Annotated in this window: 17 protein-coding genes and 2 pseudogenes; 8 read left to right on the forward strand and 11 right to left on the reverse strand. The window is 64.4% G+C overall.

What is annotated here, in order from left to right:
• Positions 1-66: 66 nt before the first annotated feature.
• The 4 genes from KI241_RS09910 to KI241_RS09925 form a co-directional block, all read right to left on the reverse strand.
• Positions 67-606, reverse strand: coding sequence for a thioesterase family protein (locus KI241_RS09910; protein ID WP_042731686.1), 540 nt, complete (start codon positions 604-606; stop codon positions 67-69).
• A 197-nt stretch (positions 607-803) separates the two neighbouring features.
• Entirely contained in the window at positions 804-1,184 is a 381-nt protein-coding gene (locus KI241_RS09915; protein ID WP_042731687.1) for a RidA family protein, read from the reverse strand.
• Between the two features lie 93 nt (positions 1,185-1,277).
• Positions 1,278-1,961 (reverse strand): SOS response-associated peptidase family protein, encoded by a 684-nt coding sequence (locus KI241_RS09920; RefSeq protein WP_212803627.1) that lies wholly within the window; start codon positions 1,959-1,961, stop codon positions 1,278-1,280.
• Positions 1,962-2,169: 208 nt separating this feature from the next.
• Positions 2,170-3,069 (reverse strand): LysR family transcriptional regulator, encoded by a 900-nt coding sequence (locus KI241_RS09925; RefSeq protein WP_047737171.1) that lies wholly within the window; start codon positions 3,067-3,069, stop codon positions 2,170-2,172.
• Between the two features lie 100 nt (positions 3,070-3,169).
• Between KI241_RS09925 and KI241_RS09930 the strand changes: the two genes are divergently transcribed.
• Positions 3,170-4,042 (forward strand): aldo/keto reductase family oxidoreductase, encoded by an 873-nt coding sequence (locus KI241_RS09930; RefSeq protein ID WP_047737169.1) that lies wholly within the window; start codon positions 3,170-3,172, stop codon positions 4,040-4,042.
• Between the two features lie 15 nt (positions 4,043-4,057).
• Here the strand turns inward: KI241_RS09930 and kefC are convergent.
• The 5 genes and pseudogenes from kefC to KI241_RS09955 all read right to left on the reverse strand — a co-directional run bounded on the left by kefC (position 4,058) and on the right by KI241_RS09955 (position 8,849).
• Positions 4,058-5,871: pseudogene (kefC, locus tag KI241_RS27970) on the reverse strand (glutathione-regulated potassium-efflux system protein KefC).
• 1 nt (position 5,872) lies between these two features.
• Positions 5,873-6,394 carry a glutathione-regulated potassium-efflux system oxidoreductase KefF gene (gene kefF / locus KI241_RS09940; RefSeq protein ID WP_212803628.1) on the reverse strand — a complete coding sequence of 174 codons (522 nt, stop codon included), beginning with the start codon at positions 6,392-6,394 and terminating at the stop codon, positions 5,873-5,875.
• 209 nt (positions 6,395-6,603) lie between these two features.
• Positions 6,604-7,956, reverse strand: coding sequence for a HAMP domain-containing sensor histidine kinase (locus KI241_RS09945; protein ID WP_042729104.1), 1,353 nt, complete (start codon positions 7,954-7,956; stop codon positions 6,604-6,606).
• Positions 7,953-8,663, reverse strand: a complete 711-nt coding sequence (locus KI241_RS09950; protein ID WP_042729109.1) for a response regulator — start codon at positions 8,661-8,663, stop codon at positions 7,953-7,955. The genes KI241_RS09945 and KI241_RS09950 overlap by 4 nt, the downstream gene beginning before the upstream one ends.
• 42 nt (positions 8,664-8,705) lie before the next feature.
• On the reverse strand, positions 8,706-8,849 hold the full coding sequence (locus tag KI241_RS09955) for a hypothetical protein (RefSeq protein WP_160310716.1): 144 nt from the start codon (positions 8,847-8,849) through the stop codon (positions 8,706-8,708).
• Positions 8,850-8,889: 40 nt separating this feature from the next.
• On the opposite strand from KI241_RS09955, the gene KI241_RS09960 reads away from it, so the two are divergent.
• The 4 genes and pseudogenes from KI241_RS09960 (at position 8,890) to KI241_RS09975 (ending at position 11,900) form a co-directional block, all read left to right on the forward strand.
• Complete coding sequence (locus KI241_RS09960) at positions 8,890-9,678, forward strand: VacJ family lipoprotein (RefSeq protein ID WP_042729103.1); 789 nt, start codon at positions 8,890-8,892, stop codon at positions 9,676-9,678.
• Positions 9,671-9,898, forward strand: coding sequence for a hypothetical protein (locus KI241_RS09965; protein ID WP_042729102.1), 228 nt, complete (start codon positions 9,671-9,673; stop codon positions 9,896-9,898). Before KI241_RS09960 ends, KI241_RS09965 begins: the two co-directional genes overlap by 8 nt.
• 151 nt (positions 9,899-10,049) lie before the next feature.
• Positions 10,050-11,351, forward strand: a complete 1,302-nt coding sequence (locus KI241_RS09970) for an Nramp family divalent metal transporter (RefSeq protein WP_042729101.1) — start codon at positions 10,050-10,052, stop codon at positions 11,349-11,351.
• Between the two features lie 70 nt (positions 11,352-11,421).
• Positions 11,422-11,900, forward strand: a pseudogene (locus KI241_RS09975) (VOC family protein).
• Between the two features lie 110 nt (positions 11,901-12,010).
• Here the strand turns inward: KI241_RS09975 and KI241_RS09980 are convergent.
• The gene (locus KI241_RS09980; protein WP_212803629.1) at positions 12,011-12,415 is read right to left on the reverse strand and encodes a Rid family hydrolase; all 405 of its coding nucleotides are present in this window, start codon (positions 12,413-12,415) and stop codon (positions 12,011-12,013) included.
• Positions 12,416-12,556: 141 nt separating this feature from the next.
• On the opposite strand from KI241_RS09980, the gene KI241_RS09985 reads away from it, so the two are divergent.
• From KI241_RS09985 to KI241_RS09995, 3 genes are all read left to right on the forward strand, one after another.
• On the forward strand, positions 12,557-13,483 hold the full coding sequence (locus KI241_RS09985; RefSeq protein WP_212803630.1) for a LysR family transcriptional regulator: 927 nt from the start codon (positions 12,557-12,559) through the stop codon (positions 13,481-13,483).
• A gap of 39 nt (positions 13,484-13,522) precedes the next feature.
• Complete coding sequence (locus KI241_RS09990; protein WP_212803631.1) at positions 13,523-14,266, forward strand: CPBP family intramembrane glutamic endopeptidase; 744 nt, start codon at positions 13,523-13,525, stop codon at positions 14,264-14,266.
• 62 nt (positions 14,267-14,328) lie between these two features.
• Positions 14,329-14,721 carry a GFA family protein gene (locus KI241_RS09995; protein ID WP_212803632.1) on the forward strand — a complete coding sequence of 131 codons (393 nt, stop codon included), beginning with the start codon at positions 14,329-14,331 and terminating at the stop codon, positions 14,719-14,721.
• Between the two features lie 4 nt (positions 14,722-14,725).
• On the opposite strand, the gene KI241_RS10000 is transcribed toward KI241_RS09995, so the two are convergent.
• Positions 14,726-16,174: an aldehyde dehydrogenase family protein gene (locus KI241_RS10000; protein ID WP_042729095.1), complete on the reverse strand. Its 1,449-nt coding sequence runs from the start codon at positions 16,172-16,174 to the stop codon at positions 14,726-14,728.
• Positions 16,175-16,249 lie beyond the last annotated feature (75 nt).

A 16,249-nucleotide genomic window follows, 5' to 3' on the forward strand; every position in this document is an offset into this window, starting at 1 on the left:
TGGAAGTGCAGGCCCCGTGGGGTTGGCAGAACAGTATAGAAGGGGATTGGGCGGTAGGCCGTCCCGTCAGTTTTGCTCCTCTCGCAGCGCCAGGCTCAAGCCATCGCAGCTTTGCGACCAGGCACTCAACCAGGGCGCCAGCGCCGGCGACTGTTCGGCCAGCCCCAGTGCGCGGATGAACTCACCCGGTGCAACCGTGCCCCGGGCCGAGCGGAACAGGCCCCGCATGATCACCACGCCGACCACGCGCCCCTGGCTGATGAAGCGATGCTCCATGAAGGTCCACTTGTCGTCCCAGCCGAGCATCCGCGAGTGCACCTCGAACGCTTCGAACAACTTGAGTTCGCGCCGGAACTTGCCCCAGACATCCCCCACGATCGGCACCGCGCGTTGGCGCAGGGCGACTTTGTAGGCGCCGCTGCGCAGCACGTAATCCATGCGCCCGACGTCGGCCAGGGTGAAGTAGCGCCCGTTGGTGACGTGGCGGTTGAGGTCCAGGTCCAGTGGCCAGACGCGCATCCGCACCACGGTGGTGCCCAAAGGGTCAGTGGGCTTGCGCCAGGGACGACGCAACAGCATCAACAAGAGTCGGAACCAGAGATTCATGAGCACGCCACCAGGATGGAAACGGCGCACTTTAGCGGCGTGGTCGAGGCCGGGCTAGGTGCGTAAATGACTGTTTTTCGGGAAAACGCGCGTTTGGGGCAGGTCGCGGAGCCCGAGGTTTATGCTGGAACCTGTGGCGAGGGGATAAATCCCCTTGCCACATAAGTGCCTCTACCCTGCAGGTTATACCGGCAACATCAGGCCTTGGCGGCTATTGCCGTCACTTCCACGCGCATGCCTTCTACTGCCAGCGCCGCCACGCCCACGGCTGCGCGCACCGGCCAGGGTTTGGCGAAGAAGCGTTTGTAGACTTCGTTGAAGGCACCGCGATCCGCCATGTCGGTAAGGTAGATGGTCAGGTGCAGGACCCGGTCCATGGAACTGCCGGCGCGCTCCAGGGCGGTCTTGAGGGCTTGCAAGGTGCATTCGCTTTGCAAGGTGATGTCGCCCAGCTCCAGGCTGCCATCGGCCCGGGTCGGGATCTGGGTGGAAACCAGCAGGCCGCCGAAGCCGGCAACGTCGGAGGAGATGGAATCTGCGTCTGGGTCGGGGGTGAAGGTGATGTCTGGATTGGCCATGCAAGTCTCTTGTTCGAAAGGATGAGGGGCGGTGTTGCGCGGCCAGTCTACCGTCCCTCGTCGAGCCTTTCGTGATTTCCTTGAGTGGCGCTGTCAGCCTCGGCCCTGGATCAGCCGTTGGGGTGGCGGGATGTGTCCGAGGGGTGGGTTGATCAGCGCCGCGCTCGCCGCGATCTGCTGCGCCTGTTCCCAATCCAGGTCGGGCCGTAGCCACTGGAGGGCTTCCTCGCCGGTGAAGGCCAGCAGGCGCTGCTGCTTGCTGGCGATGTCGCCGTAGGTCACCAGGGTCAGGCCGTCGCAGCCGTTGGGGGTTTCGCTGGCCTGGGCCAGGGCCGCGAGGAAGATCGGCGCGCCCTGGTTGGACGCGGTGTAGCTCAGGCGCGGGGAGGCGGGCGCCACGGTGGCGTCGGCCGACTCGTACCAGCCGTTCACCGCCACCAGCACCCGGCCCTCGCGCTTGATTCGATCGAAGACCTTGGAGCGCATCACCAGGTGCAGCGGCAGATGGGTCAGCGGCGGCATCGTTCCGACGGACCAGATCGGCGACCAACCCCAGCGCACCTTGATGCACTCCAGGCGCCCGCCCCGGCAGCGAATGGCACTGAGCTGCATGTTCGGCTTGATCAGGTTCTGCTGGTCGTGGGGTTTGAACTGAGCCGTCACCGACAGCCCGGCGGCGGGCGCACAGGCCTTGAAACCCGTGCCGTGGGTATCGCGTTGGGCAAAAAACGCCAGGGACTCCTTCGAGGAAACCTGTTGGACTAGGCATTCGTACATGGCGAAACTCCGGCAGTGAACTGCAAGGACACTCAATGCGCCCGCCGTTTAAGCCGTGATGCCCCGTCGCTTGCAGCGGTGTCATGTAGCTACGAGCCGTAGCGAGACGCTTGGTTCGAAAATCCTGAGGGCGGGGGGACGAGTGGCGGGTGGGCTGGGCCGAAACCGCCGGATCGGCGTGCAGCCCTGTCGAGGCGGGCCGCCACCGTCATTTGCGGGCCTGGATGAAATCCACGAAGGCCCGCAGCGGCGAGGGCAGGTAGCGGCGGCCGGGGTAGTAGAGGAAGGGGCCGGTGAAGCGCTGCCACCAGGGTTCGAGGACCGGTTCGAGGGCGCCGCTGTCGAGGTAGGGGCGCAGCCAGTCTTCGAACAGGTAGATTACGCCTAGCCCATCCAGGGCGGCCTGGACCGCCAGGTCCACCGCGCCGCCGATCCGCACGATCAACGGGCCGCTCGGGTCGACGCTCACGGTTTCGCCGTCGCGTTCGTACTCCCACGGCGGCATGGCGCCGCTGGCGAACTTGCCCCGCAGGCAGGCGTGCTGGAGCAGGTCCCGCGGGTGTTCGGGGCGGCCCCTGGCGTCCAGGTACGCCGGTGAGGCCGCCGTGGCGAAGCGTTGGAAACGCGGGCCGATGGGGATAGCGATCATGTCCTGCTCAAGGCGCTCGTCGTAGCGGATGCCGGCGTCGCAACCGGCCGCGAGCACGTCCACGAAGCTTTCTTCGGCAATCACCTCCAGGCGAATGTCGGGGTAGCTTTTCAGGAACGGCGTGACGATCGCGGGCAGCACCAGCCTGACCGCGCTGGCCGGTACGTTCAGCCGCAGCGTGCCCGAAGGGCGGTCGCGAAATTCGTTGACCACGTCCAGCGCCGACTCGACCTCGCCCAGGGCCGGCACGATGCGCTCCATCAACCGGGCACCGGCCTCGGTTGGTACCACGCTGCGAGTGGTGCGGTTGAGCAGGCGCACGCCCAGGCGCTGCTCCATCCGGCGTACCGCATCGCTGAGGCTGGAGGCAGACTTGCCGCTGAGCCGCGCGCCTTCGCGAAAGCCCCCTGCGTTGACCACCGCCACGAAGGCCAGCAAGTCCTGGATATCTGCCGCCATTGTTCTCTCCGTCGTACAAGCTGTGCCGATTGCACCTGATTATCAGCGCAATGGTCAATGCTTATAGTGCTCGTACTTTCATTGATCCAAGGGGCACGCGATGAGCATTGCAGACAAGGCAGGCACTTTTCTACTGGGCGACCGTGCGGTCAAGCGCATGGGCTACGGGGCGATGCAACTGGCGGGGCCCCATGTATTCGGGCCACCCAAGGACCCGGCGGCGGCCGTCGCGGTGCTGCGTGAGGCCGTGGCTAGCGGGGTCAACCACATCGACACCGCCGACTTCTACGGCCCGCACGTCACCAACCGGTTGATTCGCGAAGCGTTGCACCCCTACGCCGAGGACTTGACCCTCGTGACCAAGGTGGGCGCAGTGCGCGGCGCCGATGCATCCTGGAACCCGGCCCAGAGCCCCGCCGAGTTGACCCAGGCGGTGCACGACAACCTGCGCAACCTGGGCCTGGATGTGCTGGATGTGGTCAACCTGCGGGTATGGGGCAATATGAATTCACCGTCGGACGAATCCATCGAGCAATCCTTCACGGCCCTGGCTGAGTTGCAGCACCAGGGGCTTATCCGGCATTTGGGCGTGAGCAACGTCACCGCCGCGCAGGTCAGGCAGGCCCAGGGCATCGCCAAGGTTGTCTGTGTGCAGAACCACTTCAACCTGACCCATCGGGCCGACGAGTCCCTCATCGCCGAGCTTGGCCGCGAAGGCATCGCCTACGTGCCGTTCTTCCCGTTGGGCGGCTTCACGCCGTTGCAATCGCAAACCCTGTCCAGCGTCGCGGCGCGCCTGGAGGCGTCGCCGCTGTGCGTGGCCCTGGCGTGGCTGCTGCAACGGGCGCCCAACATCCTGTTGATCCCGGGTACGTCATCGTTGGCGCACCTGCGGGAAAACCTCAGTGCCAGCGAGCTGACCCTTGCACCGGCGCTGCTCGCCGAGCTGGACGCCTTGGTGGAGGTGGGCTGACGTCGGGCGCGCGACTCAGTCCGGCTCCGGCCGATGCTGTTCGGACCAGCCGTGGGTCGGCCGGGCGCGGTCTTCGTTGAACATTTCTTCGAGCAATGCGTTGGCTCGTAGGTAGGCGTTGTGGCGGAAGTCGAGGTCGTCCGCCGGGTGGGCCACGATCTCGTCGAGCATCTGCAGGTTCAGGCGACGGAACTGGTCCGCGCGCTCCCGTGCCTCGTAGCTGCCCACACCCATCTGCACCAGGGCGCTTCGACCCAGCGCCAGCGCGCTTTCGAAGGTTTCTCGCTCGGCGGCCTCCACGCCCAGTTGCCGCAGGGCGATGATGTGCCCCATGTCCCGGGCCCGGGCAAGCAGCTTCAAGCCGGGGAAGTGTTCCCGGACCAGGCGCGTCAGCTTCAGGTTGTCTTCCTGGTCGTCGATCGCATTGATCATCACCACGGCCTGGCCCGCGCCGGCCGCTTCCAGCAGGTCGAGGCGGGTGGCGTCGCCGTAGAACACTTTCACGCCGAATTTGCGCAAGGTCTCGATGTTGTCCGGGTCGTGGTCCAGGACCACCACCTCGACGCCGCAGGACATCAGCAGGCGGCCGGCGATTTGCCCGAACCGGCCGAACCCGGCGATGATCACCCGGGGCGTCTGCGGGTCGACCAGGTCGGATTCCTGGCGGTTCTTCTTGCTGGCGGACTCCATGCGCGCCAACAGCAGGATGAGCAACGGCGTCAGGCACATGGACAAGGCCACGGCCAGCGTCAGGCTTTTACCCCATTGCTCGGTCAGGATGCCCGCGACCGTCGCGGCGCCGAACACCACGAAGGCAAATTCGCTGCCCTGGCCGAGCAGCACCGCCTGCCATGAGCGCTGGCCACCGGGGACATTGAGCACGCGTGCGATAAGCCGGATCACCAGCAGCTTGATCAGGATGAAACCCAGGGTCAGGGTCAGGACCTTCAGCGGCGCATGGATCAGGGTGCCGAAGTCGATCGACATGCCCACGCCGATAAAAAACAACCCCAGCAGTAAGCCTTTGAACGGCTCGATGTCGCTTTCCAGGGCGTGCCGGTATTCCGAGCTGGCCAGCAGCACCCCGGCGAGGAATGCGCCCATCGCCATCGACAGGCCGGCTTCCTCCAGCAGGAACCCGAAGCCGAATACCAGGAAGAGGGCGACGGCACTGAAGATTTCCCGCAGGCCGGATTTGGCGACAAAGCGCAGCAGCGGCCGGGAAACGTAACGGCCGAGCACCACGACAAGGCCGACTGCCGCGACGATCTTGCCGATCGACAAGGCCAGGTCGGCGCCTGACGGGGTTCCGCCGTGGGCCGCCAACAGGGGATCATGGCCACCAGGGGAATGGCGGCGATGTCCTGGAACAGCAGCACGGCAAAACTGCTGCGCCCCACGGCAGTCGCGGTCAGGTTGCGCTCACTCATGGCCTGCATGGCAATGGCCGTGGAGGACAGGCTCAAGGTCAGGCCCACCAGCAGCGCCGCCGTCCAGTTCAGGCCAAGCAGCGCGCAGAACGAGGCGATGGCTGCGCCACAGGCGAGCATTTGCAGCGCGCCGCCGCCAAACACCATTTTGCGCAGCGCCCACAAGCGCTTGGGGTCCAGTTCGAGGCCGATGATGAAGAGCATCAGCACCACGCCGATCTCGGCGAATTCCAGGATCGCCTTGACGTCGGTGACGAGCTTCAGGCCCCAGGGACCGATGGCGCAACCGGCGAGCAGGTAGCCCAGCACCGGGCCCAGCCCCAACCGGACGGCGATCGGCACGATCAGAGCCGCCGAGCCCAGGTAGATGAGCATTTCAATCAGGCTATGTGTTTCCATTTCAATCGTCCTTCCAGGCGGCCAGGCGAGCGCAATAGTGCTCGATTTGTGCGTCTTGGGCGTCGCAGGCACCGGCATACGCGCCGTGCACGGCTACCGGCTCCAGCCACCGCATGTGGCAGTAGAGGGCTGTCGCGTGGAGGGGTTGGGTCAGCGCCAAAAAACCGGGGTAGTCGCCCATCTGGAAATGATCGTGCGCGCCACCGGTGGTGACGGCCCACAGCAAGGGCTTGCCCTTGAGGGCGACGGCGCCCTTGCCATAGGCCCAGCCCTGGGTGAACACCTTGTCGATCCACAATTTCAGCAGTGGCGGGGCGCTGTACCAGTACATCGGGTGTTGCAGCACCACCAGTTGCGCTTGCTCGACTGCCCGCTGTTCGGCCTCGACATCGATGTCGAAGTCCGGGTACAGCTCGTAGAGGGAGCGGATGACCACGTCCGGGTGACGGGCGGCGCGCCTGAGCATCTCCTGGTTGACCCGCGATTTATCGGGGTAGGGATGGGCGTAAATGATAAGAATCATCGGGTGAACTCCATAACGTTCAATTGGCTCCGTCGATCCTTTGGCACACGTGAGTGAAGGGGGAACGATTGCGCCCGAGCGCGGTGTCGGGCAGAAAAAAAGCGCCTTCCCGGACAGGGCCGGGGCAGCGGGGCCGGACATCCTATCGAGGAAGGCGCCGATTGTTTAGCGCATTATTCATCGTGGGGTTTTTTCCAGCCGTTGCCGGGCTAACCATTCAAGGGCAGCAGGACCTTGGCCTCCAGTCCACCACCGTGACGATTGTTCAGGCTCAGCGTCCCGCCATGCTCCAGCACGGTGGCCCGGGCTGCTGACAGGCCCAGGCCGACACCGCCGGTGTTTTTGTTGCGTGAGCCTTCGAGGCGGAAGAACGGAGCGAATACCCGCTCCTGGTATTCGGGGGCAATGCCTGGGCCGCGGTCGAGGATGCGAATCTCGACGTGATCGGTCCAGGCCTTGAGTTGCACCGCCGGTTCGCTGCCGTACTTGATCGCGTTGTCGATCAGGTTCACCAAGGCGCGCTTGATCCCGATGGGCCGGCCGACATAGACGAACCGCTGGGCGCCCTCGAAGGCCACCTCGATGCCGGCGTCCTTGAAATCATCGACGACGGTGTGCAGCAGTTCGGCCAGGTCGAAGGCGGTGGCATGCTCCAGCCGGGCGTCGTCGCGGAAGAACTCCAGGGCCGAGTTGACCATCGCCTGCATCTCGTCCACGTCCCTGAACAGCCGGGATTGCTGCTCGGCATCGTCGATGAACTCCCCGCGCAGGCGCATGCGGGTCAACGGTGCCCGCAGGTCATGGGAGATGGCGGCGAGCATTTGCGTGCGGTCTTCGATGAAGTGCCTGAGCTGGGCCTGCATGGCATTGAAGGCGAGGATCGCCTGGCGGATTTCGTAAGGGCCGATCACGGGAATGGGCGGGGCCCGGTGATCCACGCCAAAGCGCCTGGCCCCTTCGGCGAAGCGTTCCAGAGGCGCGGCCAGGTGCCGGGTGGCGACCAACGCCACGATGAAGGTCGACAGCAGGATCAACGCCAGGATGATCAGGTTGCGCTCCCAGTCTTCCAGCCCCCAGTTGCGCGCGGGCATGGAGAACATCACCCACGAATGATCACTCAACTCGATCAGCGCGGCGTAGCGCCCGCCGGGTTCGCCAGCGGGCCAGTCGCTCGGCTCGTAGCCTTCTATCCGCGCATCCGGCCTGCCCAGTTGCTGGCGCAGCCGCGCCGCGCCGTCGTTGTATTGCGGGTCGTCGTCGATCACCGGCACTCGTGCGTCGTCGTGGTGTTGCAGCCATTGCGTGTTGAATGCCTGGTCGCTGGCGGCCCTGGCGATGGCGGGGCGCTGTTCGGGCGTTGCCGAGTCGATGATGCGGCTGATGGCGGAGATCTTTTCGAACAGGCCGGTTTCCATCAGGGGCGGGCGCGCCCAGGCATCGGCCAATTGGCTGAACAGCGCGTTCAGGGCCAGCAACGTCAGCATGGCACCGAGGGTCGTCAGGGCGATCCAGCGCGCCAGGGTGTCCCGTGGGCGCTTGGCGCCCGAGCGCGGCGGTTTCATCGTTTTACCACCTGGGGCGTGAACAGGTAGCCGCCGTTGCGCACGGTGCGGATCATCGACGCGCCGGTGCTGTCGGTTTCCAACTTGCGGCGTAGCCGGCTGACTTGCACGTCGATGCTGCGGTCGAACGCGTCGTAGGTCTCGCCACGGGCCATGTCCAGCAACTGCTGGCGGCTGAGCACCCGGCGCGGGTGCTCGACAAAGACCAGCAACAGTTCGAACTCGCCGGTGGAGAGCGGGATCATGACGTTGTCCGGTGAACGCAGTTCGCGGCGGGTGACGTCCAGTTGCCAGTTATCGAACGCCAGCACCCAGCGGGACGTGTCGTTGGCGGGGCTCCTGGTTTCGCCGGTGCGCCTGAGGACGGCGCGGACCCGGGCCAGGAGTTCGCGGGCATCGAACGGTTTGGTCAGGTAGTCGTCCGCTCCCAGCTCCAGGCCCACGACGCGATCACTCAATTCGCCCATGGCGGTGAGCATGACGATGCCCACGGTGTGCTCGGCCCGCAGTCGCTGGCACAGCACCAGGCCACTGTCGCCCGGCAGCATGACGTCGAGGATGATCAGGTCCGGCAACCGGCGTTCCACCGCTTGCCAGAGGGCGCGACCGTCGGCGGCCACGTCCACGCTGTAGCCATGTTGTTCGAGGAATTTGCGCAAGAGGGCGAGGACTTCGAGGTCGTCGTCCACCAGTAGTAAATGGCTCACGGCGGGCACGCTGGGCAAGGAATACAGGCGTCGATACTAGGGTCAATCCAGGGCCCGCGTCATATATTTCAATTCGGAAATAAAGTTGCCGCTGGGCAATGTTGCGGAAATCTTCGGGCAAGAAAACGGCGGCAGGATTGCGCCGGTGTCAGTCAGTTTGCCTGCGACCACACTCGCCACGGGCATTCAGGCAGCACTTCCTCAATTCCTTGCGAGACAGCCCCGTATGCCGCTCACCGATCCCGCTTCGTTACGTGTTCGATATTCCCTGGTCCTGGCACTCGCCGCCTTCGCCAGCGGCTGTGCCCAGACGCCGGCGGCCACGCCCGGCCGTTGCGAGCATGCGCGCTATGGCGTCCATGATCCCGCCGAGCCCATCAATCGCGGCATCTTCGCCTTCAACCGGACGGTGGATGACTATGCGCTGGCCCCGGTGGCCCGCGGTTACCGCAAGCTCCCTGGGTTCTTCCAGGCCGGGGTGCACAACTTCGTGGCGAACTTCGGCGAGCCCAAAGTGTTCGTCAACGACCTGCTGCAAGGCAACGGCCAGCGCTCGGTCAACACCCTGGGCCGTTTCGTGATCAACACCACGGCGGGCATCGTCGGCCTGGTCGACGTCTCCGGCAAACTGGGTATCGAACGCCACGAGGCCGATTTCGGCCAGACGTTCGGCGTCTGGAACATCGCGGCGGGGCCGACCGTGGAACTGCCGATACTGGGCACGGCCAACCTGCGGGACGCCACGGGCAAGGTGATCGATTTCATGGTCAGCCCGTTCGGTGACAACAGCAGCACCGTCGACACCCTGGGCACGCTCAACACCGCCGGCGGCATCGTCGATGGACGTGCGCAGGCGTTGCCGCTGACAGACGAACTGCGGACCCGACCGGACTATTACGCGGCCCTGCGAGAGGCCGTGGCACAGCGGCGCGCCGATGTTGTCGCCGAGGGCAAGCTGGGCGCCGTGGTGACCGGTCAATCAACATGCCCGGACGAGGAGAACGCCGATGAGTAGGGGCGCGCTGGTCTTGCATCGACGGATGCGCACGCTTGAGCAGGGGGCCTTGCACTGCCGCGAGGTGGAGCTGCACCTGGCCGAGGATGGGCGCCATGTGGTGCTCAGCCGCTATGTCGAACGGTTCAGCCAGGACCACGCCGGTTGGTGCGCCGTGCACCAGCATCGAGTGGCGTTGGTGGACATGGTGCGCTGGATGGTCGAGAACGGCGAGCGCTGAGGGCGCTGGCTGTCAAATTGCCAGCTTTTCCGGCCGCGGATCAATGAAACATTTCTACATACTTGAGGCTCAAGAATGGTTGTACGATGTCGTATCTAATGTGTTCGACTGTGGCCCGTTTCTCACAAAAAAAATAACGGAGATTCCATCCATGTCGAGCATTCCGTCCGTCGAAGGCAAGGCCGCCGCGCCCGCCCAAGGCCGCTTTGTACGAATACTCAAGCTTCTGGGCCCGGGCATCATCGCGGTCCTTTCCTGGCTCGGCGCCGGCGACCTGATCACCTCTTCGGTGGCCGGTGCGAACTACGGCTACGCGATGATGTGGGTGCTGGCGGTGTCGCTGCTGCTCAGGTACCTGATCGTCAACATCATCGCGCGCTTCCAGCTCTGCAATAACCAGGGCATGACCATCTTGCAGGGGTACGCCCAGCTCAACCCGTTCTTCGCCTGGTTCCTGCTGGTCTACGCGCTGCTCATGGGCCACTTGATGAACGCCTACATGATCAAGGGCGCTGGCGAGTCCCTGGCGATGCTGCTGCGGGTCGACTACCCGTTGCTGTGTTCGGTGGCGGTGGTGCTGGCGGTGTGGCTGCTGGTGGGGCGCAACATCTATTCGATGATCGAAGGGGTGATGAAGGCGCTGCTGGCGATCATGACCCTGGCGTTCATCGCCCTGGCCGTGATGTCCGGACCGGATGTGGTGGGGATCGTCAAAGGCACCATCGGCTTCAGCATTCCTGCGGACGAAGGTGTCCACGGTGCGCTGCTGGTGGCAGTCTCGGTGATTGGCGCGGTGGCCGGCTCGATTGCCAACTTCGTGCATCCATACGTCATGCGCCAGAAGGGCTGGACCGGGCCCGAGCACAAGCGCATCCAGCGCAACGACCTGCTGTTCGCGGTGTTCGTGGGGATTGTCATCAACCTGGCGATCTGGATCGTCGGTGCCGAGATCCTGCGGCCCAACGGCATTGAAGTCAAAACCCTGGGTGACCTGGGCAAGGCGTTGGAAATCTTCTTCGGCCCCATCGGCTGGTATGTGTTCTTCGTCGGCGTATTCGCCACGCTGTTCGCCAGTATTTCCGGCAAGACCACGGCGTTCCCGATGCTCATTACCGATGCCTTCCAGCACGTCCTGCCCAAGCGTCGGGAGCGCTACGGCAAGGAGTTCCACCGTGACCCGATGCACAAGTGGTTCATGCTCTTCATCCTCGTCACACCGTTGATCTGGTCGATGCCCGGCATGCCGGACTTCGTCACCCTGACCATCGGTGTCAGCGCGCTGAACATCGTCGGCCTGCCGGTCATTTCCCTGGGCCTGTTGATCATGTCCAACCAGAAATCGTTGCTGAGCAAGCAATACCGCAACAACCTGTTCGAGAACATCGCACTGCTGTTCGCGACGGGGCTGGCGCTGTGGGTGGCGTTCCAGCTGGGGGTCGATCTGTTCACCTGATGGGCGATAGGCCCGGCTCGATAGGGGACTGCTAGACTTCACCGTCCAGTCCCTCTCTCGGAGAACGCGGATGAACAACAAGAACACGATCTGTCTCTGGTACGACGGCGCTGCGCTGCAAGCGGCCCAGTTCTATGCGCAGACCTTCCCGGACAGCAAGGTGCTGGCCGTGCACCGTGCGCCGGGCGATTTCCCTTCGGGCAAACAAGGCGATGAGTTGACGGTGGAGTTCACGGTGATGGGCATCCCGTGCCTGGGGTTGAACGGAGGGCCTTCGGTCAAGCACGGCATTGCGTTTTCCTTCCAGGTGGCCACTGATGACCAGGCCGAGACTGACCGTCTGTGGCACGCCATTGTGAGCAACGGTGGGCAGGAAAATGCCTGTGGCTGGTGCACGGACAAGTGGGGCATCTCCTGGCAGATCACCCCCGGGTCCTGAGCGAGGCCGTCACTCACCCGGACCAGGCGATCGCCAAGCGCGCCTTCGACGCCATGATGACGATGACCAAGATCGACATCGCGGCGATCGAGGCGGCCGTCAGGGGTTGATCACGGCTGATCCACCGCCTTCGCGAGCAAGCTCCCACAAATGGCTCTGCGGCGCCCTACCGCGCGCCTTTGTGGGAGCGAGCTCGCTCGCGAAGGCGTCGGCCGAAGACTTACCCCTTGCCACCCTCCGGCACCTTGGCAATCACCTTGATTTCAAACTCAAACCCATACAACCAGGTCACACCGACCGCCGTCAGGGTCGGATGCGGAGCGTTGCCCCAGAATTCGGGCACAACCTCCCAGATGGCCTCGAATTTCGCTTCGGGGTCGACGATGAAAACGATGACGTCCACCACGTCGTCGAAGGTGCAATCGGCGGCCGCGAGAATCGCTTTCAGGTTGTTGAACGCCTGCCGCACCTGGGCTTGTAGCTCGGGCACCGGCGAACCCTCCTCGGTGCTGCCGACCTGCCCTGACACGAACAGAAACCCGTTGGAACGAATGGCCGGCGAATAGCGATTGCGCTCATAAAGCGCCTGGCGTCCGGCGGGGAAAACAACGTCACGCTGTGTCATGCAGACCTCCATCAATGGGCCGTGAGCGACCCGAAATCAACGATGAAGTCACTCTAGGGACTTGTGCCCAGGCGATAAACGAGCAACCTTGGCGATCACTATTTGTAAAACCCAAACAATCCGACAAGTGCCGAGGCAGATATGGATCGTTTCGATGCGATGCAGGCGTTCGTGCGGGTGGTGGAGGCGGGCAGCTTCACCAAGGCTGCCGAAACCCTGCACATGAGCAAGACCACCGTGACGCAACTGGTCCAGCAACTGGAGGCGCGCTTGCGGGTCAGGTTGCTCAATCGCACCACGCGCAAGGTCAACGTCACCGCTGACGGCGCGGCCTATTACGAACGGGTGATCCGGCTGCTGGCGGACATGGACGATGCCGAGACCAGCCTCGCCGGTGCGCAGACCTTGCCCCGTGGACGGCTGCGGGTGGACGTGCCGAGTCCGCTCGCTGCCATGATCCTGGTGCCGGCCTTGCCTGCGTTTTATGCGCGGTACCCGGACATCCAGATCGACCTGGGTGTCAGTGACCGGATTGTCGACATGCTCGATGAAAACGTCGATTGCGTGGTGCGCGGCGGCGAGCTGGTGGATCAGTCACTGGTTGCCCGGCGCATCGGCGATCTGGCCCTGGGCATTTTCGCCGCGCCGGGTTACCTGGCGCGTCACGGCGCGCCGGATCATCCGCAGGCGTTGGAAGATTCCCAGCACCGTGTCGTTGGTTTCCTCTGGGCGCGCACGCGCAAACCCATGCCGTATGCGATGCATCGCCGGGGCGAGCGCTTGCAGGTCAAGGGCCGCTACGCGCTGGCCGTCGACGATGGCAACGCCTACCTGGCGGCGGGCCTCGCGGGGCTGGGGGTGCTGTGGCTGCCTCGGTACATGTCCAGGCCATACGAAGCGCAAGGCCAGCTTGTGCCGCTTTTCGAAGACTGGCGCATAGAGCCCATGCCGCTCTACCTGGCCTATCCGCCGAACCGCCACCTCAGCGCCAAGTTGCGGGTGTTCATCGAATGGGTCGCGGAGTTGATGGCGTTGCATGCGCCCGTTATCAATCGTCATGATCCGTGACTACTGACCGCTGCATGCATTTCCAAGCAAGGAAGACGGATGATCGCCCAGGCAATCGTGATACTGCTGGACTACGCGTTGTACCTGATACCCGGCCTGGTGCTCTTCGGGCTGTGGTTCGGCTTGACGCCCAAGGCCCTGACAGGAACGCGTATTTTGATTCTGCTGATGGCGTTCGTGCTGATGCGCGACGTGATGACACCGCTGCGCCTGTGGTCGCTCAAGGGTGACTTGCAGATCAGCTTTCTCGCCAACCCGTTCGTGCTGGCCACACTGGGGCTGTCGTCGCTGGGGCTGATCGCACTGGGTGCTCGCTTGTTGCCCGACCTGTGGCAACTGGTGGTGTTGTCCAAGGGGAGTCGATTGGCGGGCGTTGCCCTGGGCGTCGGCGTGGGAGGCTTGATCGGCTTGCCGCTGCGGCTTTGTCAAGCGACTGATGCGGCAATGCTGCCAGGCTATTGGGCATGGTTGCCGGGCATGGTGGTGCTGGCCTATGGTGCCAATATGCTGGAAGAAGTGCTGTTTCGCGGTTTCCTTCAGGGCCATCTCGAACAGCACGTCAGCGCCCTGCGAGCGGCGCTGATCAGTGGTGTGGCGTTTGCGGCGTGCCATGGGTTCCTCGCCTTGAGCGTGACGTCGCTTGGCTGGCCAATTCTTCTTTTCACGTTGGTGGAGGGGTTGGCTTGTGGGTGGGTGCGCATGCGCCACGGGGTCGTGGCATCGACCGCGACGCACGGTACCGCGATCTTGCTGATGGCGGTACCGATGGTGGGCAACGGCTGAAGCAAACCAGATGCAAGAGGGGTCGAAGGTGTATCGATACCCTGGCCAAGAGGAACCACACCATGGACCGATTCACCGGCGGATGCCTGTGTGGCAACGTGCGTATCGAAGCCTCGGGCCGCCCTTATCGAGTGGGGCTTTGCCACTGCCTCGACTGCCGCAAGCACCATGGGGCATTGTTCTTCGCGGCGGCCATATTCCCTGAGACGGCGGTTAGGATCGAAGGCGAGACGCGCGATTACGCCGGGCGTTTTTTCTGTCCGCGCTGCGGCTCGTCGGTGTTCGCCCGCAGCGGGGATGAAATCGAGGTGAACCTGGGCGCCCTGGATGCCCCTGATCAGTTGATGCCGACCTACGAGTGCTGGACCCGGCGGCGCGAGGCCTGGTTGCCGGCGTTCGTGCACATGAAACCGTACGCAGGCGACCGTAAGGGCCCTGGGCGGTCAGAGCCGTAGGCGATCAACCGAAGCCGACAATCGCCTTGGTCTCCAGATACTCCTCGAACCCATGGACGCCATACTCGCGGCCATTGCCCGAGCGCTTGTAGCCACCGAACGGCGCCATCGGATTCCAGGCCGGGTAGTTCAACAGCACCTGGCCTGCGCGGATGCGCGACGCCACGCTGCGCACCTGGTCGAGGTCCTGGCCCTGGACATGGGCCCCGAGGCCGTAGACGGTGTCGTTGGCGATGGCGACGGCTTCGTCCAGCGTGTCGTAGGGGATGATGCACAGCACCGGGCCGAAGATCTCTTCCTGGGCGATGCGCATGGCACTGTCCACCTGGGAGAATACCGTCGGCCGGGCATAGAAACCTTTGTCAAAGCCGGGCACGCGGCCTGGCCCGCCGCACAGCAATTTTGCGCCTTCCTCCAGGCCGAGGGCGATCATGCCTTGCACGCGGTTGAACTGCGCTTCGTTGGCGATGGGGCCGAGGACGGTGGCTTCCGATTGCGGATCGCCAACGATGATCGCGTTGGCGGTCGCGGCCGCGAGGGCTTCGACCTCCGCCAGGCGACTGCGCGGTACGATCATCCGGGTCGGTGCGCTGCAGGACTGGCCGACGTTGCGAAATGCCGACATCACGCCTGGCGGCACGGCCTTGGCCACGTCCGCGTCCGGCATCAGCAGGTTCGGTGATTTGCCGCCCAGTTCCTGGGTGACGCGCTTGACCGTGGGCGCGGCGGCCTGGGCCACCAGCGCGCCGGCGCGGTTCGAGCCGGTGATGGAGATCATGTCGATATCCGGATGCGCCGCCATGGCCGCGCCAACGTCGGCACCGCTGCCGTTCACCAGGTTGAAAACGCCTGGAGGGAGGCCGGCGTCATGCACCAGTTGGGCGAAGAGCAGGGCGCTCAACGGCGACAGTTCGCTGGGTTTGAGGACCACCGTGCAGCCGGCGGCAATCGCCGGGGCGACCTTGGCGGTGATCTGGTACAGCGGCCAGTTCCACGGCGTGATGAGGCCGCAGACGCCAATGGGCTCGCGGTCGATGGCGGTGCCGTTCTCGACCTTGCGAAACGCATAGGTGGCGAGCAGGTCACGGGCCACCCGGACATGTTCGGCCGCCAGCGGCACCTGCATGGCCCGGGCGAAACCGATGGCGGCGCCCATTTCCAGCGAGAGCGTCTGGGCCAATGCCTCCTTGTGTTCAAGGATCAGCTCATGGAGTCTGCCCAGGATCGATGCGCGCGTGGCCACCGGGGTCGCGGCCCACCCCGCAAAGGCCCCACGGGCGGCGGCGACTGCCCGGTCGACGTCCTCGCTGGAACCGCGGGCGACTTCGGCGATTACCGCTTCGGTGGCCGGGTTGACCACCGGTAGCGTGGCCGGGTGGGCCGCAAACGACCAGTCGCCGTTGATGTAAAACTGCCCATGCTTCAGCGGGCTATTCGAAGATCGGGTGGTCATCCAACGGGCTCCCATGGGGCGTAATGCGATGGCCGGCAGCAGATCGCGATGCCGTTTCTCATCAATAAACTATCA

The sequence above is a fragment of the Pseudomonas sp. Cab53 genome (genome assembly GCF_018325965.1).
GTDB lineage: Bacteria > Pseudomonadota > Gammaproteobacteria > Pseudomonadales > Pseudomonadaceae > Aquipseudomonas > Aquipseudomonas chlororaphis_E.

Bases quoted from the DNA above. Each gene is read 5' to 3' on its own strand.
- KI241_RS09910 (WP_042731686.1), bottom strand. From the start codon at position 606: ATGAATCTCTGGTTCCGACTCTTGTTGATGCTGTTGCGTCGTCCCTGG.
- KI241_RS09915 (WP_042731687.1), bottom strand. From the start codon at position 1,184: ATGGCCAATCCAGACATCACCTTCACCCCCGACCCAGACGCAGATTCC.
- KI241_RS09920 (WP_212803627.1), bottom strand. From the start codon at position 1,961: ATGTACGAATGCCTAGTCCAACAGGTTTCCTCGAAGGAGTCCCTGGCG.
- KI241_RS09925 (WP_047737171.1), bottom strand. From the start codon at position 3,069: ATGGCGGCAGATATCCAGGACTTGCTGGCCTTCGTGGCGGTGGTCAAC.
- KI241_RS09930 (WP_047737169.1), top strand. From the start codon at position 3,170: ATGAGCATTGCAGACAAGGCAGGCACTTTTCTACTGGGCGACCGTGCG.
- kefF (WP_212803628.1), bottom strand. From the start codon at position 6,394: ATGATTCTTATCATTTACGCCCATCCCTACCCCGATAAATCGCGGGTC.
- KI241_RS09945 (WP_042729104.1), bottom strand. From the start codon at position 7,956: ATGAAACCGCCGCGCTCGGGCGCCAAGCGCCCACGGGACACCCTGGCG.
- KI241_RS09955 (WP_160310716.1), bottom strand. From the start codon at position 8,849: ATGCCCGTGGCGAGTGTGGTCGCAGGCAAACTGACTGACACCGGCGCA.
- KI241_RS09960 (WP_042729103.1), top strand. From the start codon at position 8,890: ATGCCGCTCACCGATCCCGCTTCGTTACGTGTTCGATATTCCCTGGTC.
- KI241_RS09965 (WP_042729102.1), top strand. From the start codon at position 9,671: ATGAGTAGGGGCGCGCTGGTCTTGCATCGACGGATGCGCACGCTTGAG.
- KI241_RS09970 (WP_042729101.1), top strand. From the start codon at position 10,050: ATGTCGAGCATTCCGTCCGTCGAAGGCAAGGCCGCCGCGCCCGCCCAA.
- KI241_RS09980 (WP_212803629.1), bottom strand. From the start codon at position 12,415: ATGACACAGCGTGACGTTGTTTTCCCCGCCGGACGCCAGGCGCTTTAT.
- KI241_RS09985 (WP_212803630.1), top strand. From the start codon at position 12,557: ATGGATCGTTTCGATGCGATGCAGGCGTTCGTGCGGGTGGTGGAGGCG.
- KI241_RS09990 (WP_212803631.1), top strand. From the start codon at position 13,523: ATGATCGCCCAGGCAATCGTGATACTGCTGGACTACGCGTTGTACCTG.
- KI241_RS09995 (WP_212803632.1), top strand. From the start codon at position 14,329: ATGGACCGATTCACCGGCGGATGCCTGTGTGGCAACGTGCGTATCGAA.
- KI241_RS10000 (WP_042729095.1), bottom strand. From the start codon at position 16,174: ATGACCACCCGATCTTCGAATAGCCCGCTGAAGCATGGGCAGTTTTAC.